Genomic DNA, 22,127 nt, shown 5'->3' on the forward strand with positions numbered 1-22,127 from the left:
CCTCCTCCAGCGGGTCCGGTCGGCCTCAGCCTAGCCGGATCCGGCCCAGCGTGTCGTCCACTGTGCGGGAGGGCGTCGGTAGGGTGGGGCCATGATCGAGTTGTCCGCCGCCGAGGCCCGCCGGGCCGTCGTCAACGCCCACTTCGCCCCGGAGGCGGCCGACGCGCTCGACGTCCTGCGCAACGAGCGGCTGATCCAGCTGGACGGCATCAGCCGCGTCGACAAGGCCCACCGGCTGGCGGCGTCGGCCCGCCTGCCGGCCCGACGCCCGGCGTCAGCGTACGACGACGCCCTCTGGGACGCGCGCGAGGCGGTGTCGTTCGAGACCTTCACGGACGTGGCGTGCCTCTTCCCGATCGAGGACTGGCCGCTCTTCGAGCTCTCCCGGCAGCGGTTCCGCGACCACTTCGCCGCGAAGGGGTCGACTCCGCCGGCCGAGCTGAAGCGGGACATCCTGCGCATCGTCGCCGGTGCAGAGGGCGGCGCGACGATCGGCGACATCGAGGACGGCGGCCCGCGCGGCGGCAGCTGGGGGTGGAGCGAACGCCAGAAGGCCGCCGAGTTCATGCTCTGGTGCGGCGAGCTCGTGTGCACGCGGCGGACGGGCATCAAGCGGCTCTTCGACCTGCCCGAGTCCCGCATCCCGACCCACCTCTTCGAGGCGAGGCCGCACCGCGAGAAGATGCTGACCGGGCTCGTGGCGTCCGCCCTGCGGGCGCTCGGCGTCGCCACGGTCCCCGACCTGCGCCGGCACTACCGCTTGAGCACCGAGGAGGTGCAGACGGGGCTGGAAGGCGCCGGCGCCGTCGTCGTGCAGGTCGACGGGTGGGGCGAGGACGCGTACAGCCTCGGCGAGCCGGACACGGCGGCCGTCGCGACCACGCCGACGCGGGGCAGCCGGCTGATCGGGCCGTTCGACAACCTGCTGCGCAACCGCAAGCGGGCGGCGCGGATCTTCGGCTACGAATACCTGTTCGAGGCCTACGTGCCCCAGGCCAAGCGGCAGTACGGGGCGTACGTGATGTCCGTGCTGCACGGGGACCGGTTCGTCGGCCGTGCCGACGCCCAGCGCACGGGCCGGGACGTGAACCTGTGGCGCGTGTTCGGCGAGGACGGGGCGCCGCAGCGCAGCGTGAGAGCCGCGGCGCGGCGCGGCGGGACGCACCTGGCGCGGCAATTGGGAGGAGAACTGAGGATGGGGGAATCATGAGTGCACCGGATTGGCGGCGCCTGGTCGCCGTGCTGGCGAGCCAGGACCAGCGCGAAGTGCTCGCGCACCTGCTGCTCGGGCAGGACCCGGAACCCGCGCTGGCCGCGCTGAAGCCCAAGGTCAGGACGAAGACGCGGGCCGCGCTCCTCGCCTCCGAGGTGGTCGACGCGGACGACGACGGCCGGCTCGCCCTGCGCGCCGGGGCCTTCAAGGCGATGCTTGCCGCGTCCGCGCCGGCGCGACCGGAGGGGATCGAGCGGTTCCGCGACGGGCGGCGGATCGTGCAGTTCCCCGCGAACGCGACCGAACGGTTCGAGCTGCTGGAGCGCGTCGCCGAGGAGGCGATGCGGCCCGGCGAGGAGCTCTCCGAGCGCGACATCAACGAGCGGCTGGCCGCGTTCCACGAGGACACCGCGCTCGTGCGCCGCTACCTCGTGGACCACGGGCTGATCCGGCGGAGCCCGGACGGCGCCGTCTACGTCCGTGACGGACGGAACTGACGGCTGCGCGGCGCGGCGCTAGGCTGAAGCCATGGCTAATCGACTGGTGATGGTGCGGCACGGGCAGACCGACTGGAACGCCGAGGGCCGGCTGCAAGGCCAGGTCGACATCCCCCTGAACGGGACCGGGCGCGCGCAGGCACGCGACGCGATCGGCGAGATGCACGCCCTCGGACTGGAATCGGGAGGCTGGGACATGGTCGTCTCCTCCCCGCTGGGACGCGCCGCCGAGACCGCCCGGATCATCGCCGACGGGCTCGCGCTGCCCATCGGGGAGACGGACGCCGGGCTCCTCGAGCGCTCGTTCGGCACCTCCGAGGGCGTCGAGGCGTGGGGGCTGACCGACGAGGAGAAGGCCGGGATCTTCGCCGTGGCGGAGCCGGAGGACGAGGTGGCCGGCCGCGGCATCGACGCGCTGCGCCGCATCGCGCAGCTGTACCCGGGGCAGAACGTCCTGGTGGTCGCGCACGGCACGCTCATCCGCCTGACGGTGGACGCGCTCACCGGTACCGAGTGCCCGCGCCTGGACAACTGCGAGGCCGTCGAGGTCGACACGGCACTGATCGCCGAACCGGCGGTCTGAATCGCGCCGGTTCCGACTCGCCGTGGCTCCGGGGCGGGCGCCGGGCTAGGGTGACATCATGAGTCACCGACAGGCCCCGAGGGCCGCCATGACTGAGCGTATCCGCCGTCGGAGCGCAGGTGCCGCCGCTCTGCTGGCCGCGACGGCGCTCGCCGGGTGTTCCGGCGGAGCCGGGCCCGAGCCCTCGACCGCCCCCGTCTCCGATTCGACCTACGACGCCGCCATGGAGGCGTTCGGGTACGCGCGGGCCGACGACGGGTGGACGCGGGCGTCCTACGCCTCCGTGGTCCTGGGCGGAACAGCCGCAGTGTGGTCCGGCGGGGCGGAGGATGGAGCGGTCCGCACCGACCAGGACGGTCCCGTTCTGGCCGCCGGCGACTACTACTTCGAGCTCAAGTGCTACGGCGTCGAGATCCCCGGCGACGGCGTCTCCGTCACGTGGGACGTGGCCTTCGGCGAGGATCCCGCGGTGGCGGAAACCGCCGGCTTGAGCTGTCCGGCGGGCGAGGTGACCACCGCGCTGAGTCCCGTCGACGTGGCGGAGCCGCAGAACGGCCTCCGCATCGAGGTCGCGCCTCTCGACGGCGTCACCGCCGTCGTCGACTACGCGGTCTACGAGGGCGAGATGCCGCCCCAGGAGTGAGTGGAGCCCGGGCCGCTGCCGGCGCGGAGGCGGCCGCCGCGGGCCGCGATCAGCGCTTGGCGGCCTTGCGCTGGCGCCGCTTCTGGGCCTTCAGGGCGATGATGCGCCCCGCCCCGGCCAGGGCCACGATGATGCCGCCGGCGACCGCCGCGGCGAGGACAGTCAGGCCTACGTTCACGGTGCCCTCCCACGCGAAATAGCGCAGCGTGGTGGTGTCCTGGTTCTGCGCGATGAAGATGATCAGCAGGATGAGCACGAGCAGCGAGAAGATCGTCGTCGTCCAGATGGCGCCCGAGCGGGTCGTCGTCATCCGGTCCTGGTAGTCCTCGGACGCCGGCGTCTCCTGCTTGGTCGGTGCGAGCTCGACCTCGGGGGTTGCGGAGTCGGCGGGCACCACGTCCGACGCGGTGTCCTTCGGCGACTCGATGTCCCCGGTGGTGTCCCGGTGCTCCGGCTTGGGCTCCTTGGTGGCCATCTTCTTCCTCCCGTGACGAGTCGACGTGTCCGCCTGGCGCGGCCCCTTCCACTGATGAAACTACACGTCAAGTGGGCTTGGGGCCATGTGCTGCCGGCGCCTGTCACCTAGTGTTGTGAAAAAGTTTGCAGACGGACCTCACGCCGGGCCGTCGGCAGTCGTCTACAGGGTGTGAGGAATGTGAACCAGAGTGCACCGCGGGACGGCCTGCCGCCGTTCGAGCGCGTCGTCGAGCGGCACGGCGTCGCCGTGCTGCGCCTGTGCCGGGCGCTGGTCGGCACCCAGGAAGCCGACGACGTCTGGCAGGACGCGTTCCTCGCCGCCCTGCGCGCCTACGGCGGGTTGGACCCGTCGGCCAATCTCGAGGCGTGGCTCGTGCGCATCGCCCGCAACAAGGCGGTCGACCACCTGCGGGCCGCCGGCCGCCGCCCGGACCCCGTCGAGGCGCTGGAGTACGACGACGGCGCGCACTCGGGCGGGCGCGGCGGTGCCGACGAGGACACCGGCGTCTGGGACGAGGTCGCCCGCCTGCCCGAGAAGCAGCGCAAGGTGATCGCCTACCGCTACCTCGGCGGACTGACCTACGCCCAGATCGCCGACATCATGGGCGGAAGCACCGACTCGGCCCGACGCGCCTCGGCCGACGGCATCGCCAAACTCAGAAGTACCGAGCTGAACGCCGGGAGGAACCCGAAATGAACTCCACCGCCGAAGACACTGTGCGCGTCGGCCTGCTGAAGGCGCGCCTGGCCACGACCGCCGCCGAGCGCGGGGACCTCGACGTCGCCTACCGGGTGGTGGACTCGCCCGTCGGCCCCCTGCTCCTCGCCGCCACCGGGGCGGGACTCGTGCGGGTCGCCTTCGCGAGCGAGGACCACGACGCCGTCCTCGAGACCCTCGGACGCAGGATCAGCCCGCGCATCCTGAACGCGCCGGCCCGCCTCGACCCCGTCGCGGAACAGCTCGACGCCTACTTCGCCGGCAGCCGGCGCTCCTTCGACCTCCCCGTGGACTTCGCGCTCTCCTCCGCCTTCCGGCGGACCGTCCAGGAGCACCTGCCGGACATCGCGTACGGCCGCACCGCGACCTACAAGGAGGTGGCAGAACTCGTGGGCAACCCCAAGGCGGTGCGCGCGGTCGGCACGGCCTGCGCCACCAACCCGCTGCCCGTCGTCGTCCCCTGCCACCGCGTCCTGCGCAGCGACGGCGGGCTCGGCGGGTACCTCGGCGGGCTGGACGCCAAGACCACTCTGCTGGAGCTAGAGGGCGCGCTCGGCGAGGACGCCGGCCGTGGGTGAGGGGCCCGCACTGTTCGACGCCGACTTCGGCGGCGGGGGCCCGCGCGAGGTCGCGCCCGGGGCGGTGCACGTGCCCGGGTGGCTCGACCTCCGCGCCCAGCACTGGATCGCCGAGCAGTTCCGCGCATGGGCGTCCGGCCCCGTCCCGCCCCGCGGCGCCAAGGTGCGGGGCCACGAGATGTCGGTCAAGACCGTCTGCCTCGGCTGGCACTGGCAGCCCTACAAGTACACGCGCGAAGCCACGGACGTGAACGGCAACCGCGTGCTCGACGTGCCCGACTGGATGGTGCGCATGGGCCGGAAGGCGCTCGCCGACGTCGCCTGGCGTACACCGTGGGACGCGGGGCGGAGCGCCCCCGACTACGCCCCGGACACGGCGCTGGCGAACTTCTACGACGAGTCCGCCAGGATGGGCATGCACCAGGACAGGGACGAGCGCTCCCTCGCGCCGGTCGTGTCGGTCTCCATCGGCGACGCCTGCACGTTCCGATTCGGCAACACCGAGAACCGGAACAAGCCGCATCAGGACGTGACGCTGGCGTCGGGGGACCTGTTCGTCTTCGGCGGTCCGGCGCGGCTCGCCTACCACGGGGTCACCCGGGTCCTCCCGGGCACCGCGCCCGCCGGGTGCGGGGTGGCCGGTGGCCGGATCAACATCACGTTGCGCGAGACGGGGCTCGACGGCCGAGGCACCTGACGGGCCGATGGACAGCCCGGGGACCCTGTGGTTCTCTGGAACGAGAGGCCGGGCCGCCCCGCAAGGCGCCCGCGGAACGAGGAGGCGCAGGTGCCGGAACAGGCCTACCGGACGCTGTCGGCGTTCTGCCTGGCCGGCGTCCTGGCGGGCATCGCCGCCCGGCCGAGCCTCGGCTGGGGCGGGGCGCTCACCGGCATCGTCGCCTGCGTCGTCGTGATCCTGGTCGTCAAGCCGCGCGACCCGGAGCAGCGGAGGATCTACCTCCGCCCCGGCGAGAACATCGGGCGCTGGGCGCTGTTCCTCCCCGTGTGCGGGAGCCTCAGCACCCTCATCGGCGGTTTCACGGAGGGCAGCACGAACTTCGCCGTCTCCATCCTCCTGTTCGTCGGCTACATGGCCGCCGGCCAGCGCTACTTCCTGGCCGTCGAGGAGGCCGACCGGCGGGCCGAGTGACACGCGCCATGCGGTAGCGTGGTCCCGTTCTCGACGAAGGGCAGACATGTCACCCAGGGCCTACCGATACGCGTCCAGCGCCAGCTACGCCGTGGCGATGGCGGTCATCGCGCTCATGCCATCGATCGGGAAGACCGCCACGTTCGTCGTCGCGGGGCTGGCCCTCGCCGTGGTCGTGGCGGTGCCTCTGGCCGATCGGGCGGTGCGCGAACGGTATGCGAATCCCGGCCTCCACGCCGGAGACGGCCTGCTGCTGCCCTTCGCCGTGGCGATCGCCGCGACCTTCATCGCCCGCAGCGACCCCGGGATCTGGAACATCGGGCTGGGCCTGCTGACCCTCGTGGTCGGCTACTTCATGGGGTTGAGCTTCTGGCGGCAGGCGCTCGACCGCGCCGAGAAGGCCCGGGAAGCCGATAACGCCCGCGAAGCCGAGCCGGACGGCGGCCACTAGAGAGGCCGCCCGCAGTTATCCGCCGAGCAGCTCTTCGACCGGCTCGAGCAGGGAACCGGCCGGATCCGTGCTCGGGGCGACCGTGGATTCGACCGCCGGTTCGGCTGACGGCGACTCGGACGCCGGCGCTGAGACCTGCGTCGGTTCGCTCGGGGGCTCGGGTTCGGGAGTCGGTTCCGGGGCGGGCTGCGACGACGGCGCCGGAGACGTCGCCGGTGCCGTGCTCGGCTCGGCTGGTTCGGTCGGCACCGGGGTGCTGCTCTGCGTCGGCGAGGGCTCCGTCGGCGTGGGCGTTGGTTCCGGTGCCGGCTTGGTCGGAGTCGGTGTCGGTGACGGGGAGGGTGTCGGTTTCGGCGAAGGCGACGGCACCGGTGTTCCCGACGGCTCGGGCTTCGGCTTCGGAGACTCGGTCGGCGTCGGCGTCGGTTTGGGCTTGGGCGTCGGCTTGGGCTCCGGAGACTTGCTGGGCGACGGCGACGGTGTCGCGGTGGCCTTGTCGCCGGGTGCGGGCGTCTCCGAGGGCTTCGGTGCGGTGGAGCCCGCCGGAACCAGCGGGGCCGGCTCGTCCGTGGCGGGATCGCGCGGCGGGTTGATCGAGTCCCGCAGCCGCTCGCGCTCCTCGGGCGACAGCGGCACCGGCTGTCCCGGAACGCGCGGGACGAAGTAGGCCGGATCGGTCCAGCGGCCGTCGCGGTAGACCTCGAAGTGGACGTGGCAGCCGGTCGAGTTCCCGGTGGTCCCGGCCAGCGCGATCAGGTCGCCCTGCCGCACCTTGTCGCCGACCTTGGCCACCAGACGCGAGTTGTGGCTGTACGCGGTCTCGATGCCGCTGCCGTGGTCGATGCGCACGCGGTATCCGGAGTGCCCGGCCCATGCCGACTGCGTGACGGTGCCCGCCTCCGAGGCGCGGACCGGGGTGCCGCACGACACAGCGTAATCCTGGCCGATGTGGATGTGCGAACCGGGTCCCGTCGGGTTCTTCCGCCACCCGAAGAGGCTGGTCAACCGGAACGACGCGACCGGGTGCGCGAGTTTCAGTTCTCCGGGAAGCCCCGCGTCGGCGCCCTGCCAGTCGACTGCGGCGGCGGCAGTGGACCTCACCGATTCGCCGTCGGCCGCGCTGCCGTCGGCGAGGATCTCCGGGCGCTCGGCGCTCAGCTTCCCGTCCGTCCCCACGATCACCGGGGCGACGGTGAACGGGTCCGGGTCGGGCGGGATGTCGACGCCTGCGGTCGCCGTCTCGCGCGGCGGTTCGAGCGAGATGCCCACCGCCTGCGGTCCGGAGAGCGCGGCCAGCGAGAGCCCCAGGATGGCGAACGTCGAGACGCTCCGAGCTGTGACCAGAGGCGGACGCGCATGACGGCCGCTTCGACGTGCAGGATCCGACCTCGAGGAGTCCGCCATGGTTATCCCTTGCCCAACTGATGGTGCCCGAAAATAACGATCTGACATCAACGCTAGTCACATTTCGGACTCCTGAACAGAGTTTCCCGGCAAACTCTGAGGAAAGGTGTTACCCGGCGTCGCAGATGCGGCGGATGTCCTCGACGCAGGGCTCGTTCTGCAGGCTCGTGGTGTCGCCCAGGGCGGTCTGCTCGAAGAGCTGCGTCAGCAGCCGGCGCATGATCTTCCCCGAGCGGGTCTTGGGCACGTCCGGCACGAAGACGATGTCCCGCGGCTTGGCGATCGGCCCGATCTCGGCGGCCACGTGGTCCCGCAACTGCACGACGACGTCGCGGTGCGCCGCGCTCAGCGACGCGTCGGCCGCGGTGCCGCGGACCAGGGTGCCGACGAGGGACTTGTCGCTGGGAACCACGAACGCCGTGGCCGCATGACCGGTTTTCGCGTCGTGGGACGGGCAGACGCCGGCCTCGACGACCGCGGGGTGGGAGACGAGCGCCGACTCGATCTCGATCGTGGACAGCAGGTGTCCGGAGATGTTGATCGCGTCGTCGATGCGGCCCAGGATCCAGGTGTCGCCGTCCGCGTCGAACTTCGCGCCGTCGCCGGCCAGGAACCAGCCCTGTTCCGCGTACTGCTCCCAGTAGGACGTGAAGTAGCGTTCGGGGTTGCCCCACACGGTGCGCGCCATCGACGGGCCCGTGGCGGTGAGCACGATGTTCCCCTGCACGCCCGCGGGGACCCGGGCGCCGTCGTCGTCCACGATGTCCGTGGCGACGCCCGGCAGGGCGCGCGTGCCGGAGCCGGGCTTGAAGGCCGGGTCGGACGGGCGGGGGGAGAGGACGGTGGCGCCGGATTCGGACTGCCACCAGGTGTCGACCATGGGGATGCCGGCCTGCGGATCGGCCGGGTCGAGCGAGTCGCGCCCGACCTGCGCGCGCAGCCACCGCCAGGCCTCCGGATTGACGGCCTCGCCGACGGTTCCGGCCAGGCGGATGGAAGAGAGGTCGTGCCCGGCGGGGATGCCGTCGGGGAACCAGCCCATGAGGGAGCGGACCAGAGTGGGCGCCGTGTAGTAGCTGGTCACGCCGTAGCGCTCGATGATCTCGAAGTGCCGGCCGGGGTGGGGCGCGTTCGGGACGCCCTCGTAGATCACCTGGGTGACGCCGTTGGAGAGCGGCCCGTAGATCTCGTAGGTGTGCGCGGTGACCCACGCGAGGTCTGCGGTGCACCAGTGGACGTCGTGCTCGCGCTGCGCGGGATCCGGGTGGGAGAAGAGGTACTCGTGGGACCAGCTGGCGTTCGCGAGGTAGCCGCCGGTGGTGTGGACGAGGCCCTTGGGGCGGCCCGTGGTGCCGGAGGTGTACATGATGAACAGTGGCGTCTCGGAGTCGAACGCCTCCGCCGCGTGCGTGCGCGGCTGGGTGTCGACAACGTCGTGCCACCACACATCGCGGCCCTCGGTCCACGGGATGTCGGTTTGGCCGGTCCGGTTGACCACCAGCACGTGCTCGATGCTGTTCTCGCCCGCGACGGCGGCGTCCGCGTTCTCCTTCACGGGCACCGCGGCGCCCCGGCGGAACTGGCCGTCCGTGGTCACGAGGAGCTTGGCGCCGGTGTCCTCGACGCGGAACTTCAGCGCCTCGGCCGAGAACCCGCCGAAGACCAGCGAGTGGATGGCCCCGATGCGCGCGCAGGCCAGCGTGATGACCACCGTCTCGACCAGCACCGGCAGGTAGACGACCACGCGGTCGCCCTTGGTCACGCCGAGCGCCTCGAGCGCGTTGGCGGCCTGGCTGACGAGCTCGGTGAGCTCTGCGTAGGTGACCGTGCGGGTGTCGCCCGGCTCGCCCTCGAAGTGCAGGGCGACCTTGTCGCCGCGCCCGGCCGCCACGTGGCGGTCGGCGCAGTTGACCGCGGCGTTCAGCCGGCCGCCGTCGTACCAGGAGATCTGCGGGCCGCGCTTCGCGGCCGGGTCGGCGGGCACCCACGTGTGGGTGGTGTGCCAGTCGGTCTCCCAATCGAGGCGCCGCGCGGCGGCGTCCCAGTGCGCGAGGCGCTCGGCCTCGGTCCAGCGCTGCTCGGCGGCTTCGGCCTCGGTGCGCGCGGTCAGGTTCGGGGCGGCGGGTACGACGGCGGCGGGTACTGCAGTGCTCATGATCAACTCCATCGGTCCTGGCGGTAGCACCATGCCGGAAGCGCGGCCCCGTGAAGGGCGCGGTCCCGGGTGGTTGCTGCGGCGTCGACGAGCCAGATCTCTCGGCCGCTCGGGATGGTTTCCCCACCACTAAACGCCGGTACGCGGCGCGGGGCAAAACGGGTGACGCGGCGCGCAACAATGTGATGGGTTCCGGCGCAGCGCCACGTGCGGCAGAATCGCAGTATGGACCCTGCAGGACACAACGACGACGGCGCCACCGCGCCCGCGCCCACTCGCGCCGCGCCGGGGGTCTCGGAGGGGCAGCGGCGGGCGTTCGTCGAGCGGATCCTATGGACCTTCGCCGGCGGCGCGGCGGTCTATGCGCTGCTGTTCGCGTTCGTGTACGGCGGGTTGGGCCATCTGGTGGTCGGGCAGCCGCCGGCACTGATTGTGACGCTGTCCATCGGGGTGTTCCCGGTCCTGATGATGCTGGCCGGCTACCTCGTCGCACATCCCGTGGAAGCGTACCGGGGCGCGGCCGTCATCGGACTGATTCTGGGAGTGCTGCTCGCAGTGACGGGCTTCTCCGGGGGCCCTGTCCACGCGGTCGTCGGCGTGGGGTTGCTCCTGTGGGCGTTCAAGACGCGTGAACAGATCCTCGTCTGGGCTGGCGTCACGAGCCTGGTGCTCGCGGTGGCCAATGTTTTTCTCGGCGGATTCATGGTTCCGCCCGCTTATAGCGGTTCGGGGGCGGAAGACTTCGGGCCGTTGTTCACGGTTTCGCCGTACTGGGTCGGTCTGTTCGGGGCTGTCGTGCTGGGTGTCATGGCGCACTACCAGCGGCGGAGGCGTGCTCGTAGTCGGGGATGAGGCCGCCCCGGGCGATTCACGGACCGTTTGGTGCCGCTTGGCCCGCTCGTGCAGGATGTAGGAGTGGATACGACTGCAGGGATGAGAAACAAGTTGCCCGATATGGGGGAGGGTGATGATTCCGCTGCGACGGAGCACCCCGAGACCCAGTCGGCGCCAGGCGAAACGGACCGGCTCGCCGCCAGAGTGTTGTGGATCCACGCGGTGGCGGTGGTCATCGCCTTGGCGCTACCGCTCGGATTGACGGCCGCGGATGGCGGACCACCGCGGCTGGCCGACGTTCTGTACGTGGCCAGCCTGCTGCTGCCGCTGGCCGTGGCCGAGGCCGTGTTCGTCGCCGCCCGCAAAATGCCGGAGCACCGTCCGGCAGCCGTGGCGGGCTTCTTCCTGGGTGCGGTCTTCTTGGTGGCTGCCGTCCCTTTCGCCGCCTGGGCCGTCCCGGGGTACATCGGCCTCGGGCTGCTCTTCTGGGCGTGGAAGCTCCGGCGGTCCACTCTGCTCCTCGGCGGCGTGGTGGCAGTCATCGCCAGCGCCGTGCCGGAAGTCTGGTGGCAGCTCTCGGCTCCCGCGTCCTCTGCGGACTACGCCGTGCCGGGCGGGCCACCGGCCGGCACGCCGGGCCTGATGCCCGCCCTCGCGCTGGCCGTGGTGGCGACGCTGGCCGCTCTCGCGTGGTGGACGAGGCGGAAGCGGGATCGTTACGCGTCCTAGCTGGACGCGGCGGCAGGTGGGAAGAAGAATCGGCCCATGGGGACAAAAGATACGCAGAAACGTGAGTCCGGTGCCGGGGCGTCTTCGGCACCGTCGTTTCCGGAGCCCGACGCCGCCCGGGACGACGCGTTCGCCGTCCGGCTGCTGTGGATCTTCGCCGTGGCCTACCTGCCGAGTCTGGTGCTGCAGGCGGTCCTGACGGCGATGAGGCCGACCCAGCCGGCAACCGCTTGGCCACTCTGGCTCTCCGTGTTCGCGGCAGCGATGCCACTGGCCGCCGCCGCCGCGGTCCTCGTGGTGTCGCGCCGGTTTCCCGAGTTTCGCCGAACCGCACTCATCCTCACCTGGGTGATGCTTGCCGGGACGGCACTCTCCTTCCTGACGGGCCAAACGTCGCTGATCCTCGTCGTCCAGCTGGTGGCCTGGGCACTCCTCCTGCGCCACCGCCTGGTCATGATCGGTGCCGCGGTGGCCTTCGCGGCCCTCGTCATCCCGTCGATCATGGTCTCGGTGGGCATGGAGTTCCCCGGCAGGCTGTACGTGATGGACGTCTTCTCCTGGCTCAGCAGGGTTGCGCCCCCGCTGGCGCTCGGCGCGCTCGCCGTCGTTCTGGACCGCCGGGACCGGGCCGGTACGTAGCCAGCGGGCGGCCCGGCCGGCTCAGGCCCAGCGGGCGATCGCCCAGCGCTCCACCACGCCCACCAGCGCGTCGGAGATCTTGCCGAAGACAGCCAAGAGGACGATCGCGAGAATCAGCCGGTCGGTGCGCCCGTTGTACTGCGAATCCGTGAGCAGGAAACCCAGCCCCATCGACGAGGCGATGAGTTCCGCCGCGACCAGGAACAGCCAGGCCTGCGCGAGGGCGAGCCGCAGGCCGGAGAAGATCGACGGGACGACGGCGGGCAGCTGGACCGTCGTCAGCAGCCTCACGCCCCGCAGCCCGAACGCGCGCGCCGCCTCGACCAGGTTCTGATCCACGTGCCGCAGCGCCAGGTACACCGTGGTGAACACGGGGAAGAACGCGCCGATCGAGATCAGCGTGACCTTCGAGTCCTCGCCGATCTGCATCCACAGGATGAGCAGGGGCACCCACGCGAGCGACGGCACGGCACGGAAGGCGCCGATCGTCGGGCTGAACAGCGCGTCCGCGACCCGGGAGAGCCCGACCAGCGAGCCGACCGCGAGGCCGAGCAGCCCGCCGATCGCGAACCCGAGCAGCACGCGCTGCGTGGAGATGCCGATGTGGTTCCACAGCTCACCGCGCTGGATCAGCTCGGCGGCCGCGTTCCAGACCGAGGCCGGGGTGGGCAGCTGCACCGACGTGAACACGCCGGCCGCCGTCGAAAAATGCCAGGCGGCCAGCACGACGACGGGCACGACGAGCCCCAGCAGCACCCGCCCGCCCGTGGTGTTCAGCAGGCGCGCGCCGGCGCGTGGCGGCTTTCCGCCCGGCGCCGGCGCAGCCTCGGGTGAGGCACCCGAGCCCGCCGCGCTGGACCCGTACGAGCCCACCGTGGCTTGGGCGGTGCCTCCGTTGACCTGGGGGCTCCGGCGACCTTGCGTTTCCTCAGCGGCACTCATGGACTACTCCTTGATGGTCGACGCGTCGGCGTTCTCGGCGAAGGACGGGTCGAAGAGTGTGTCGAGGGCCTCGTCGATGCTCGACTGCTCGGACACGTCGCCGATCTCGACGAAGATCGGGCCCACGGCCTCGAGGACCTTCCGTTGCGCATCCCCCGGGACGGGGTCGACGTCGAGGTTCGAGCGCTCGAGGATCACCTTGTTCGCGATGGCCGGCTCGAGGCCCGCCTCGTCCGCGAGGATCTGCGCCGTCTCCTCCGGGTGCTCCGCGGCCCATTCGCGGGCCTTCTGGTACGCGTCGATCACGGTCTGGGCGAGCTCGGGCTCGTTCTCCAGGAAGTCCTCGGTGGCGTTCAGGAACCCGTAGGTGTTGAAGTCCAGATTCCGGTACGTCAGCTCGGCGCCCTCCTCCTCGGCGCCGGCCATGATCGGGTCCAGCCCGGCCCAGGCGTCGACGGAGCTGTTGTTGAGAGCTCCCCAGCCGTCGGCGTGCTGGAGGTTCTCGACGGTCACGTCGTCGACCGTCAGGCCGTGCTCCTGCAGCGCCTGAACCAGGAAGAAGTACGGGTCCGTCCCCTTGGTGGCGGCGATCTTCTTGCCCTTCAGGTCCTCGACCGAGTCGATGTCGGAGCCGGCCGGAGTCACGATCGCGGACCATTCCGGCTGCGAGTACATGGCGATGGTCTTGATCGGTGTCCCGTTCGCGCGGGCCAGCAGCGCGGCGGAGCCGGCCGTCGAGCCGACGTGCAGCGCGTCGGAGCGCAGCCCCTCGTTGGCCTTGTTCGAGCCCGCGGACTTCAGCCAGTTGACCTCCACGCCCTCGTCCTCGAGCGTCGCATCCAGCCAGCCCTGATCCTTGATGATCAGGCTGAGCGGGTTGTAGGTCGCGTAGTCGACGTTGAGGGTCTCGGTGCCGCCGCCGGCGGCGTCGGGCTCGGCGTTCTCGCCGGCGCAGCCGGTCAGTGCGACGGCGGCGGCGACCGTGGTCAGGCCCAGCAGGCGGCGGCGGGTGACGGTGTTCAAGATGCTCATGATGTTCCTTCTTGCGTGTCGAGTGCGTGGTGAGAGTGTGCGAAAGCGACGCGTGGCCTCGGGGCGCGACCTCGGGGAGCGCCGGCAGGGGACGGGCGCGCCAGGGGGCGGCCGTCGTCGTGCGGGAATCAGTGGCGGTGGGAGTCGACGCCCAGGTTCTCCAGGAGCGTCGAGCGCAGGGCGCCGAGCTCGGCGGAGGAGCGGTCCCGCGGGCGGGTGCCGGGGACGTCGATCACGTTGGCGACGCCGGCACCCTCGTGGCCGCCGGTGGGGCTGAGGACGAGGATCCGGTCGGCGAGCTGCAGGGCCTCGTCCACGTCGTGGGTGACGAGCAGGATCGTGGCCGGGTGCTTGGCGTGGATGTCCAGCAGGAGGTCCTGCATCTTGAGCCGGGTGAGCGCGTCGAGGGCGCCGAACGGCTCGTCGAGCAGCAGCACGCCGGGCCGGCGGGCGAGGGCCCGGGCGAGGGATGCGCGCTGGGCCATCCCGCCTGAGACCTCCCGCGGACGGTGGTCGGCGTATGCGGAGAGCTCGACGTGCTCGAGGAGCTCGTCGACGTGGGCGGCGCCGGCGGCTTTGCCCGTCCCCTTCGGCAGGCCGAGGGCGACGTTCCGGCGGATCGTCTGCCACGGGAGCAGACGCGGCTCCTGGAACGCGAAGGCCGAGGTCTCGCTCAGCCCGGTCACGGGGGAGGAGTCGATCCGGACGGTGCCGGAGGTCGGAGTTTCGAGGCCCGCGACGGCGCGCAACAGCGTGGACTTGCCGCAGCCGCTCGGGCCCACGATGGCCAGCACCTCGCCGGCGCGGACGGAGAAGTCGACGCCGTTGAGGACGATGCGTTCCCCGAAGGACTTGGTCACGGACTCGAAGGTGACGGGCAGGGCGCGCTCGGAGGCCACGGCGTCGTCGGTGCGGACGTCGTCGGATACGGACAGCGTGGAAGTCATGATCATCTCCATCGGTCCTGGCGGTAGCACCTTTCCGGGGTCCCGGGTGGTTGCTGCGGCGTCGTCGAGCCAGATCTCTCAGCCGCTCTGGATGGTTGCGGACTCAACTAAATACGGCGGGCACCGGTCGCTGCAAGAGATGTGAAGGGCGCATGACGTCATGTTGCGGAAACCGGGGCGCTATATGACTCGGTGAGACGCGCGATGAAGCGTTTGCGTGCCCTGGAGGGGGCGCCGAGGCGCTGTGTGACGACTTTTCGGGCGGCAGTCCGTCCCGGCTTGTCTCGCTGTGTCGCCGTATGGCCCAATAGAATGCAACGAAACCATCCAGAGCGGCCGAGAGATCTGGCTCGACGACGCCGCAGCAACCCCCCAACCGGTTCACCGGGACGGGAAGGTGCTCACGCCAGAACCGATGGAGGAACTTTAATGGGCGTTTCCGCCGACCCCAACCGTCACACGTCGCACGACGACGAGCCGCGCCTGCTGCTCAAACTCACGCCGGGCACGCCCCAGGGGGACCACTACGACCGGCTGGCCGACCGCTTCCGCCCCGTCTTCGCGCGGATCGCCGAGGGTGCCGCCGAGCGCGACGCGCTGCGGCGCCTGCCGATCGAGCAGGTCGGCTGGCTCAACGCCGAGCGCTTCGGCGCCCTGCGGCTGCCGGTCGAGGCCGGCGGCTACGGCGCCTCCCTCACCGACTCCTTCCGGCTGCTCATCGAGCTCGCCGAGGCCGACTCACAGGTCGCCCACCTGCTGCGCGCGCACATCGCGTTCGTCGAGCAGATCCTCGTCCACCCGGACGAGGCCGTGCGCAAGAAGTGGATCGACCGCATCGCGGCCGGCCAGCTCGTCGGCAACGCCTACGCGGAACGCGGCGGCAACCGTATGGGCACGTGGAACACCCAGCTCAACGTCACCCCGTACGGCGTGACCGTCACCGGGCAGAAGTACTACTGCACGGGCACGATCTTCGCGGACTGGACGGTCGTCGCGGCCGCGAACCCGTCGGCGCCCGGCCGGCACCTCGCGGTCGTCTCGACGCACCACTCGTCCGTGTCGATCTACGACGACTGGGACGGCTTCGGCCAGCAGCTCACCGGCACCGGATCCACGGTGTTCGACGAGGTCCCCGTGGACTCGCTGTTCGGCCCGGCCGAGCAGCCGCACTTCCCGGAGTCGTCGATCTTCCAGCTGGTGCTGCTGGCGGTGCAGGCCGGCATCGCGCGGGCGACCCTCGCCGACGCGCGGGCGGCAGTTCAGGCCCGGACCCGCGCGTTCAACACCGGCACCGGTGTCGCCCTGCGCGACGAGCCGCAGGTGCTGCAGCTGATCGGCGAGATCTCCGCGAGCGCCTTCGCGGCGGAATCCGTGGTCCTCGCCGCGGTCGGGGAGGTCGAGGGCCTCTTCCAGCAGGACGCGCTCACGGGCCAGGAGACCTACACGGCGTGCGAGCTGGTCGCGAACCGCGCCCAATCGGCCGTCCAGCCGCTGGTGCTCGCCGCGGCGTCGAAGCTCTTCGACGGCCTCGGCGCCTCGTCGACGTCGAGCCAGTGCAACTTCGACCGGCACTGGCGCAACGCGCGGACCATCGCCACGCACAACCCGGCGATCTACCGGGCGCGCATCATCGGCGACTACGAGGTCAACGGGACGCCCCCGGCGACGCACGAGTCGGCCGGCGAGGCGCCGTCGTCGTACGTGTACCCGGTCAACCACTGACAGCATCCCCCTCCCGGCAGGGGAGGGGTGCGCCCGGCCGTGCCCGTAACAGTCGGTCACAAGATGAAATGAGTCGACTCATTCAGGGCAATGCGACGCCTCGTGACCCCGTGTGGCCCGTGGTTTGGCCCAGATGACCGCCGTCCCAAAAACTGGTTTAACAAACGCATAGCAAACCATCCAGAGCGGCCGAGAGATCTGGCTCGACGACGCCGCAGCAACCATCCGCCTCCAGCGCGGAAAGGTGCTACCGCCAGGAACGATGGAGGAGAAGAATGATCAGTATCCGCAACGTGTCCACGCGATTCGCCGGCAAGGGCGGTGAAGAAGGCTTCACCGCGGTCGACGACGTCTCGCTCGAGATCCCTGCCGGATCGGTCCAGGGCATCATCGGGTTCTCCGGTGCCGGGAAATCGACCCTGCTGCGCAACATCAACCTGCTCGAGCGCCCGACCTCCGGCCACGTGCTCGTCGACGGCGTCGACCTGACGGGACTCGGCGACGAGGAGCTGCGCCGCGAGCGCCACCAGATCGGCATGATCTTCCAGCACTTCAACCTGCTCAACAACCGCACCGCGGTGGAGAACGTCGAGCTGTCCCTGAAATTTGCGGGCGTGAAGAAGGCGGCGCGCCGCCGCCGCGCCCACGAGGCCCTCGAGATCGTCGACCTCGCCGAGAAGGCGAAGTCCTACCCGGCCAAGCTCTCCGGCGGCCAAAAACAGCGCGTCGCCATCGCCCGTGCCTTGGTGACCAAGCCGAAGGTGCTGCTCTGCGACGAGCCGACCTCCGCCGTCGACCCGCGCACCACCGCCTCGGTCCTGCAGTACCTCGCCGACATCAACCAGCAGCTCGGCATCACCACCGTGGTGGTCACGCACGAGCTCAACGTCGTGAAGTCGATCGCCGACAACGTCGCCGTCATGGACGCCGGTCGCGCCGTCGAGCGCTTCGCCGTCGACGACCTGAACTCCGGGCGCTTCCACCCGCAGACGGAGATCGGGCGCTACCTACTCGACGACGACCTGCACATCACCCGCACGCCGCTGGCCGAACGCAGCCGGCACACCGCCGCCAAGGGCGCGGCCGAGACGAAGGAGCACGCCGGTGTCTGATATCGCAGGCTTCGACATCGCCCGCATCATCGAGCTGCTGCCGGAGGTCGGTGTCGCGCTCGGCCAGACGTTCGTCATGCTGCTCGTCGCGATCCCGATCGCCATCCTGATCGGCACGCCGCTGGGCGTCTGGCTCTACTCGGCGTCCCCGACCGGGCTCAAGCCGCGCCCGAAGCTGCACCGGGTCGTCGACTCGCTCGTGAACGTCATCCGCTCCTTCCCGTTCCTGATCCTGCTGATCGCGATCATCCCGGTCACCCGGTTCGTCGTGGGCACCACGGTGGGCACGGCCGCGGTGATCGTCCCGCTGACCATCAACGCGATCCCGTACTTCGCCCGCTTCGTCGAGCAGAACATCACCCAGCTCGGCGCCGGCGTCGTCGAGGCCGCCCGCTCGATGGGCGCCACCCGCGGCCAGATCGTCCGCGACGTCCTGCTGGTCGAGGCCCGCCCGGCGCTGCTGGGCTCGATCACCATCATGACCGTCAGCTTCATCAGCTACTCCGCGATGGCCGGCCTGGTCGGCGGCGGCGGCATCGGCGACTTCGCGATCCGCTACGGCTACTACCGGTACGAGACCGCGGTCATGCTCTTCGCGATCGTGCTGATGATCGTCCTCGTCCAGGCCGTGCAGATCGGCGGCACCCGCTGGGCCCGCCGCCTCGACAAGCGCCACTAGGAGACCCCCATGGCCACTTTCACGCAACGACCGCGGCTGCTGCTCAGCGCGTTCGTCATGAACACCCCCAACCACATCCTCGGCGGCCACTGGCGCCGCCCCGACGCCCAGCAGCACCGCTTCAACGAGCTGGCGCTCTGGCAGGAGACGGCGCGCGTCCTCGAGGACGCCAAGTTCGACGCCCTCTTCTTCGCGGACGTCTCCGGTCTGTACGGCGAGTACGACGGCGGCCACGACGCCCACGTGCGCAAGGGCCTGCAGGTGCCCGCGAACGACCCGCTCGTGCTGCTCTCGGCCCTGGCCGCGGGGACCAGTGACATCGGCCTGGCGCTGACGAGCTCGATCATCCAGAACCACCCGTTCCAGTTCGCGCGCCAGCTCTCCACGCTGGACCACCTCTCCGGCGGCCGCGTCGCCTGGAACGTGGTCACCAGCGTGCTCGAGAACGCGCACCGGAACTTCGGCGGCGCCGGCCTCGCCAAGCACGACGACCGCTACGAGTGGGCCGAGGAGTACGTCGAGGCCGCCTACGCCCTGTGGGAGGGGTCGTGGGAGGACGACGCCGTCGTCGCGGACAAGGCGAGCGGGCTCTACGCCGACCCGGCCAAGGTGCACCGCATCGACCACGCCGGACAGCGCTACAGCATCGAGGGCCCGCACCTGGTCTCGCCGAGCCCGCAGCGCACCCCGTTCCTCTTCCAGGCCGGGTCCTCGGACCGCGGCCGGCAATTCGCTGGGCAGCACGCCGAGGCGACGTTCATCTTCGCCCCCGGCCCGGACCACGCCCGCCGCAACGCGGAGAAGTTCCGCGAGCAGGCGGTCGCCGCCGGCCGCTCGGGTGAGGACCTGAAAGTCTTCGCCGGCCTGTCCTTCCTCGTCGGCAGCACCGAGGCCGAGGTCAAGCGCAAGCAGGCCGAGTTCGACGAGTGGCTCGACCTCGACTACATCGTCGCCCACATCGGCGGCGGCATGGGGATCGACCTCGGCGGACTCGACCTCGACACCCCCGTCGGCCAGCTCGAGACCGAGGGCAACCAGGGCCACCTGGAGACGATCCGGCGCCTCGCCCCGGACGGCAAGCCGACCCTGCGCCAGATCGCCCGCTCCCGCGCCTACGGCCAGCAGATCGCCGGCACCCCGGAGCAGATCGCGGACACTCTGGAGGACTGGCAGGACGCCGGCGTCGACGGCATCAACGTCCTCAACCACGTCCTGCCCGACTCCTACGTCGAGCTCGCCGAGGGACTGCTGCCGGAGCTGCGCCGCCGCGGCCTCGCCCAGAGCGAGTACGCGCCGGGCACGCTCCGCGAGAAGGTCTTCGGCCGCGGGGACCGCCTGCCGGGCAGCCACCCGGCGGCCGGATACCGCACCAGCGTCCCCGCCCGCGCGGCCGGCGGGACGCACGATCTCCAGGAGGCCGGCGCATGAGCGGCTACGAGGTGGTGCGCGAGCGCTTCGCGCCGATCTTCGCCGACATCGCCGCGGGTGCGTGGGACCGCGACCGCGAGCGGATCCTCCCGCACGAGCCCGTCGCCGCTCTCGACGCCGCCGGCTTCGGCGCCCTGCGCGTGCCCGCCGAGCGCGGCGGGTACGGCGTCACCGTCGAGACCCTGACCCGGCTGCTTGTCGACCTGGCCGCCGCCGACTCCAACGTCGCCCACCTCTACCGATCGCACTTCGGGTTCTCGGAGACCCTGCCGTGGCAGGCGCTTCAGGTGCGCGAACGCTGGTACCCGCGCCTCGTCGCGGGCGAGACGGTCGGCAACGCCTCGACCGAGATCGGCGGCAACGCGCTCGGCACGCTGAACACCACCCTGAAGCGCGCCGGCGACGGCTGGGAGCTGACGGGGGAGAAGTTCTACTCCACGGGAACGATCTTCTCCGACCACACGCGCGTCAGCGCCCAGGTGATCGGCACGGACGGCGAGCCGACCGCGGAACGGCAGTTCGCCGTCGTGCGCGTCGACGACCCGGGCGTGCGCGTGCACGACGACTGGGACGGGTTCGGCCAGCGCCTCACGGGCACCGGCACCACGGAGTTCGACGGCGTCGCGGTCCACCCGCTCGACGTCCTGCCCCGTGTGCGCGGCACCCAGGAGGCGGTGCACGAGGCGGCGTTCTTCCAGCTCGTGCTGCTCGCCGTGCAGGCCGGCATCGCCCGGGCTGCACGCGACGACGCGGCCGCGGGCGTGGCCCGGCGCTCGCGCACGTTCAACACGGGCTCCGGCAAGCCGTTCCGCGAGGAGGACCTGATCCAGGCCGAGGTCGGGAAGATCGCCGCGCAGGCGTTCGCGGCCGAGGCGACGGTGCTGGCCGCCGCCCGCGCGATCGACGCCGCGTGGGACCTGTGCGCGGCCGGCGGGTTCTCGACGGACCCCGCCGACGTGCCCGAGGCGGCATTTACCGCCGAGCTCGCCGTGGAGGCCGCGCACGTGACCGTCCCCGACCTGGCGCTCTCCGCCGCGCAGGCCCTGTTCCAGACGGTCGGCGCCTCCGCGACCAGCACCTCCAAGGGCCTCGACCGGCACTGGCGCAACGCCCAGACCGTCGCGACCCACAACCCGATCGCCTTCCGCGCCCGCTCGCTGGGCGACTTCCACATCAACGGGGCCGCCCCGGTGGGCCTGAACGCCATCGGCGAGGCGACGCCGTCGCACTCGACGGCCACCGCCTGACTCGCACGCACCACCACTCTTGAGGAGAACCATGCCCGAAACCAATCTGACCACCGGCCGCCGCGGCTTCCTGCGCGGGGCGATCGGCCTCGGCGCGCTCGCCGGACTCGGCGGCCTGAGCGCGTGCGGCGCCTCCGCCGCCGGCGGCGACAAGAAGATCACGATCATCGCGACCGAGACCGCGCCCTGCCAGGAGCCGATCAAGATCGCCCAGAAGCTGCTCGCGGAGCAGGGGTGGGAGCTCGAGCCGACGTTCGTCACGGACATCGTCCAGCCGAACATCGTCGTCGCCCGCGGCGAGTTCGACGCGAACTACTTCCAGCACGGCGCCTACCTGGAGCAGTTCGCGAAGGACAACGACCTGGAGCTCGAGGGCTCCTTCTACACGTACTCCTCGCCGGCGGGCCTGTGGTCCGCCGAGTACGGCGACATCGACGAGCTGCCCGAGGGCGCGCGCATCGCGCTGCCCGTGGACCCGGCGAACAACGGCCGCGGCATCAAGCTGCTCGCCAAGGCCGGCCTGCTGGAGATCGACGAGTCCAAGTCCGTCATCCACCTGTCCCAGAAGGACATCAAAGCCAACCCCCGCGGGTTCGAGTTCATCGAGGTGGACCAGCAGTCGCTCGCGACGACGTTCGAGGACGTCGACGCCGGGTTCATGTTCGTGCGCCTGGCCGGCGAGATCGGCCTGACCCCGGAGGACTCGATCGCGTTCGAGACCATCGAGGACTCCCTGCCCTACATCAACCTCGTGGCCGGGCAGCCGGGCTTCCGCGACTCGGAGAAGGGCACGGCCCTGCGCGAGGCCATCCAGTCGCCCGAGGTCCGCGAGTGGTTCGAGGGCTACATCGACGGCGCCCTCGGCACCCCGTGGGACCGCGACCTGGACGCCGACTTCGCCGAATGGGCCACCGAGGCCTGAAGCGACCAAGAGACAGACACGAAGG

The 22,127-nt window shown here is 71.1% G+C and carries 24 protein-coding genes and 4 riboswitches; of the genes, 18 read left to right on the forward strand and 6 right to left on the reverse strand.

All coding sequences use genetic code 11. The annotated features are described in order from the left end of the window. Positions 1-91: 91 nt before the first annotated feature. The 4 genes from IE069_RS00770 (at position 92) to IE069_RS00785 (ending at position 2,936) form a co-directional block, all read left to right on the forward strand. A complete protein-coding gene (locus IE069_RS00770; protein ID WP_189348196.1) occupies positions 92-1,210 on the forward strand; it encodes a DNA glycosylase AlkZ-like family protein in 1,119 nt (372 codons plus the stop codon). After that, entirely contained in the window at positions 1,207-1,710 is a 504-nt protein-coding gene (locus tag IE069_RS00775; protein ID WP_189348197.1) for a DUF2087 domain-containing protein, read from the forward strand. The genes IE069_RS00770 and IE069_RS00775 overlap by 4 nt, the downstream gene beginning before the upstream one ends. A gap of 31 nt (positions 1,711-1,741) precedes the next feature. After that, complete coding sequence (locus IE069_RS00780; RefSeq protein WP_189348198.1) at positions 1,742-2,293, forward strand: histidine phosphatase family protein; 552 nt, start codon at positions 1,742-1,744, stop codon at positions 2,291-2,293. 88 nt (positions 2,294-2,381) lie between these two features. After that, on the forward strand, positions 2,382-2,936 hold the full coding sequence (locus tag IE069_RS00785) for a hypothetical protein (protein WP_189348199.1): 555 nt from the start codon (positions 2,382-2,384) through the stop codon (positions 2,934-2,936). 49 nt (positions 2,937-2,985) lie between these two features. Here IE069_RS00785 and IE069_RS00790 read toward each other — a convergent pair whose 3' ends face one another. After that, entirely contained in the window at positions 2,986-3,411 is a 426-nt protein-coding gene (locus tag IE069_RS00790; protein ID WP_189348200.1) for a LapA family protein, read from the reverse strand. Positions 3,412-3,591: 180 nt separating this feature from the next. Between IE069_RS00790 and IE069_RS00795 the strand changes: the two genes are divergently transcribed. From IE069_RS00795 to IE069_RS00815, 5 genes are all read left to right on the forward strand, one after another. Continuing rightward, complete coding sequence (locus IE069_RS00795; RefSeq protein WP_189348201.1) at positions 3,592-4,110, forward strand: RNA polymerase sigma factor; 519 nt, start codon at positions 3,592-3,594, stop codon at positions 4,108-4,110. Further along, complete coding sequence (locus IE069_RS00800; RefSeq protein WP_189348202.1) at positions 4,107-4,709, forward strand: methylated-DNA--[protein]-cysteine S-methyltransferase; 603 nt, start codon at positions 4,107-4,109, stop codon at positions 4,707-4,709. Before IE069_RS00795 ends, IE069_RS00800 begins: the two co-directional genes overlap by 4 nt. Next, positions 4,702-5,406: an alpha-ketoglutarate-dependent dioxygenase AlkB family protein gene (locus IE069_RS00805; protein WP_229790854.1), complete on the forward strand. Its 705-nt coding sequence runs from the start codon at positions 4,702-4,704 to the stop codon at positions 5,404-5,406. Before IE069_RS00800 ends, IE069_RS00805 begins: the two co-directional genes overlap by 8 nt. A 90-nt stretch (positions 5,407-5,496) precedes the next feature. Beyond that, complete coding sequence (locus IE069_RS00810) at positions 5,497-5,859, forward strand: hypothetical protein (protein WP_189348203.1); 363 nt, start codon at positions 5,497-5,499, stop codon at positions 5,857-5,859. Between the two features lie 46 nt (positions 5,860-5,905). Further along, positions 5,906-6,310: a hypothetical protein gene (locus tag IE069_RS00815; RefSeq protein WP_189348204.1), complete on the forward strand. Its 405-nt coding sequence runs from the start codon at positions 5,906-5,908 to the stop codon at positions 6,308-6,310. Positions 6,311-6,325: 15 nt separating this feature from the next. On the opposite strand, the gene IE069_RS00820 is transcribed toward IE069_RS00815, so the two are convergent. Both IE069_RS00820 and acs read right to left on the reverse strand, forming a co-directional pair. Continuing rightward, positions 6,326-7,714: a M23 family metallopeptidase gene (locus IE069_RS00820; protein WP_189348205.1), complete on the reverse strand. Its 1,389-nt coding sequence runs from the start codon at positions 7,712-7,714 to the stop codon at positions 6,326-6,328. Between the two features lie 109 nt (positions 7,715-7,823). Further along, positions 7,824-9,869 carry an acetate--CoA ligase gene (gene acs / locus IE069_RS00825; protein ID WP_229790855.1) on the reverse strand — a complete coding sequence of 682 codons (2,046 nt, stop codon included), beginning with the start codon at positions 9,867-9,869 and terminating at the stop codon, positions 7,824-7,826. A gap of 5 nt (positions 9,870-9,874) precedes the next feature. Continuing rightward, positions 9,875-9,990, reverse strand: a riboswitch (SAM riboswitch). Between the two features lie 104 nt (positions 9,991-10,094). Here acs and IE069_RS00830 point away from each other — a divergent pair. The 3 genes from IE069_RS00830 (at position 10,095) to IE069_RS00840 (ending at position 12,071) form a co-directional block, all read left to right on the forward strand. Beyond that, on the forward strand, positions 10,095-10,721 hold the full coding sequence (locus tag IE069_RS00830; protein ID WP_189348207.1) for a hypothetical protein: 627 nt from the start codon (positions 10,095-10,097) through the stop codon (positions 10,719-10,721). A gap of 81 nt (positions 10,722-10,802) precedes the next feature. Next, entirely contained in the window at positions 10,803-11,432 is a 630-nt protein-coding gene (locus IE069_RS00835; RefSeq protein WP_189348208.1) for a hypothetical protein, read from the forward strand. Between the two features lie 36 nt (positions 11,433-11,468). Further along, positions 11,469-12,071, forward strand: coding sequence for a hypothetical protein (locus IE069_RS00840; protein ID WP_189348209.1), 603 nt, complete (start codon positions 11,469-11,471; stop codon positions 12,069-12,071). Between the two features lie 21 nt (positions 12,072-12,092). On the opposite strand, the gene IE069_RS00845 is transcribed toward IE069_RS00840, so the two are convergent. From IE069_RS00845 to IE069_RS00855, 3 genes are all read right to left on the reverse strand, one after another. Further along, complete coding sequence (locus tag IE069_RS00845) at positions 12,093-13,013, reverse strand: ABC transporter permease (RefSeq protein WP_189348210.1); 921 nt, start codon at positions 13,011-13,013, stop codon at positions 12,093-12,095. A 3-nt stretch (positions 13,014-13,016) separates the two neighbouring features. Continuing rightward, complete coding sequence (locus IE069_RS00850; protein WP_189348211.1) at positions 13,017-14,045, reverse strand: aliphatic sulfonate ABC transporter substrate-binding protein; 1,029 nt, start codon at positions 14,043-14,045, stop codon at positions 13,017-13,019. 128 nt (positions 14,046-14,173) lie between these two features. Next, a complete protein-coding gene (locus IE069_RS00855; RefSeq protein WP_229790856.1) occupies positions 14,174-14,992 on the reverse strand; it encodes an ABC transporter ATP-binding protein in 819 nt (272 codons plus the stop codon). 5 nt (positions 14,993-14,997) lie between these two features. Next, positions 14,998-15,090: riboswitch (SAM riboswitch) on the reverse strand. A gap of 222 nt (positions 15,091-15,312) precedes the next feature. Continuing rightward, a riboswitch (SAM riboswitch) is annotated at positions 15,313-15,414 on the forward strand. 7 nt (positions 15,415-15,421) lie between these two features. On the opposite strand from IE069_RS00855, the gene IE069_RS00860 reads away from it, so the two are divergent. The 6 genes from IE069_RS00860 (at position 15,422) to IE069_RS00885 (ending at position 22,102) form a co-directional block, all read left to right on the forward strand. Then, positions 15,422-16,714 (forward strand): acyl-CoA dehydrogenase family protein, encoded by a 1,293-nt coding sequence (locus IE069_RS00860; protein ID WP_189348213.1) that lies wholly within the window; start codon positions 15,422-15,424, stop codon positions 16,712-16,714. A gap of 173 nt (positions 16,715-16,887) precedes the next feature. After that, positions 16,888-16,983: riboswitch (SAM riboswitch) on the forward strand. A 6-nt stretch (positions 16,984-16,989) separates the two neighbouring features. Continuing rightward, positions 16,990-17,826 (forward strand): methionine ABC transporter ATP-binding protein, encoded by an 837-nt coding sequence (locus IE069_RS00865; protein ID WP_189348214.1) that lies wholly within the window; start codon positions 16,990-16,992, stop codon positions 17,824-17,826. Continuing rightward, positions 17,819-18,505: a methionine ABC transporter permease gene (locus IE069_RS00870; protein WP_229790857.1), complete on the forward strand. Its 687-nt coding sequence runs from the start codon at positions 17,819-17,821 to the stop codon at positions 18,503-18,505. The genes IE069_RS00865 and IE069_RS00870 overlap by 8 nt, the downstream gene beginning before the upstream one ends. A 9-nt stretch (positions 18,506-18,514) precedes the next feature. Then, a complete protein-coding gene (locus IE069_RS00875) occupies positions 18,515-19,933 on the forward strand; it encodes an LLM class flavin-dependent oxidoreductase (protein WP_189348215.1) in 1,419 nt (472 codons plus the stop codon). Further along, entirely contained in the window at positions 19,930-21,180 is a 1,251-nt protein-coding gene (locus tag IE069_RS00880; protein WP_189348216.1) for an acyl-CoA dehydrogenase family protein, read from the forward strand. Before IE069_RS00875 ends, IE069_RS00880 begins: the two co-directional genes overlap by 4 nt. 31 nt (positions 21,181-21,211) lie before the next feature. Continuing rightward, positions 21,212-22,102, forward strand: a complete 891-nt coding sequence (locus IE069_RS00885; RefSeq protein ID WP_189348217.1) for a MetQ/NlpA family ABC transporter substrate-binding protein — start codon at positions 21,212-21,214, stop codon at positions 22,100-22,102. The last annotated feature ends 25 nt before the right edge of the window (positions 22,103-22,127 follow it).

The organism is Zhihengliuella salsuginis, from assembly GCF_014651715.1.
Taxonomy (GTDB): Bacteria; Actinomycetota; Actinomycetes; order Actinomycetales; family Micrococcaceae; genus Zhihengliuella; species Zhihengliuella salsuginis.

Excerpts from the sequence above, each read along its gene's own strand:
- IE069_RS00770 (WP_189348196.1), top strand. The coding sequence starts at position 92 with ATGATCGAGTTGTCCGCCGCCGAGGCCCGCCGGGCCGTCGTCAACGCC.
- IE069_RS00775 (WP_189348197.1), top strand. The coding sequence starts at position 1,207 with ATGAGTGCACCGGATTGGCGGCGCCTGGTCGCCGTGCTGGCGAGCCAG.
- IE069_RS00780 (WP_189348198.1), top strand. The coding sequence starts at position 1,742 with ATGGCTAATCGACTGGTGATGGTGCGGCACGGGCAGACCGACTGGAAC.
- IE069_RS00785 (WP_189348199.1), top strand. The coding sequence starts at position 2,382 with ATGACTGAGCGTATCCGCCGTCGGAGCGCAGGTGCCGCCGCTCTGCTG.
- IE069_RS00790 (WP_189348200.1), bottom strand. The coding sequence starts at position 3,411 with ATGGCCACCAAGGAGCCCAAGCCGGAGCACCGGGACACCACCGGGGAC.
- IE069_RS00800 (WP_189348202.1), top strand. The coding sequence starts at position 4,107 with ATGAACTCCACCGCCGAAGACACTGTGCGCGTCGGCCTGCTGAAGGCG.
- IE069_RS00815 (WP_189348204.1), top strand. The coding sequence starts at position 5,906 with ATGTCACCCAGGGCCTACCGATACGCGTCCAGCGCCAGCTACGCCGTG.
- IE069_RS00820 (WP_189348205.1), bottom strand. The coding sequence starts at position 7,714 with ATGGCGGACTCCTCGAGGTCGGATCCTGCACGTCGAAGCGGCCGTCAT.
- acs (WP_229790855.1), bottom strand. The coding sequence starts at position 9,869 with ATGAGCACTGCAGTACCCGCCGCCGTCGTACCCGCCGCCCCGAACCTG.
- IE069_RS00830 (WP_189348207.1), top strand. The coding sequence starts at position 10,095 with ATGGACCCTGCAGGACACAACGACGACGGCGCCACCGCGCCCGCGCCC.
- IE069_RS00835 (WP_189348208.1), top strand. The coding sequence starts at position 10,803 with ATGAGAAACAAGTTGCCCGATATGGGGGAGGGTGATGATTCCGCTGCG.
- IE069_RS00840 (WP_189348209.1), top strand. The coding sequence starts at position 11,469 with ATGGGGACAAAAGATACGCAGAAACGTGAGTCCGGTGCCGGGGCGTCT.
- IE069_RS00845 (WP_189348210.1), bottom strand. The coding sequence starts at position 13,013 with ATGAGTGCCGCTGAGGAAACGCAAGGTCGCCGGAGCCCCCAGGTCAAC.
- IE069_RS00850 (WP_189348211.1), bottom strand. The coding sequence starts at position 14,045 with ATGAGCATCTTGAACACCGTCACCCGCCGCCGCCTGCTGGGCCTGACC.
- IE069_RS00855 (WP_229790856.1), bottom strand. The coding sequence starts at position 14,992 with ATGACTTCCACGCTGTCCGTATCCGACGACGTCCGCACCGACGACGCC.
- IE069_RS00860 (WP_189348213.1), top strand. The coding sequence starts at position 15,422 with ATGGGCGTTTCCGCCGACCCCAACCGTCACACGTCGCACGACGACGAG.
- IE069_RS00865 (WP_189348214.1), top strand. The coding sequence starts at position 16,990 with ATGATCAGTATCCGCAACGTGTCCACGCGATTCGCCGGCAAGGGCGGT.
- IE069_RS00875 (WP_189348215.1), top strand. The coding sequence starts at position 18,515 with ATGGCCACTTTCACGCAACGACCGCGGCTGCTGCTCAGCGCGTTCGTC.
- IE069_RS00880 (WP_189348216.1), top strand. The coding sequence starts at position 19,930 with ATGAGCGGCTACGAGGTGGTGCGCGAGCGCTTCGCGCCGATCTTCGCC.
- IE069_RS00885 (WP_189348217.1), top strand. The coding sequence starts at position 21,212 with ATGCCCGAAACCAATCTGACCACCGGCCGCCGCGGCTTCCTGCGCGGG.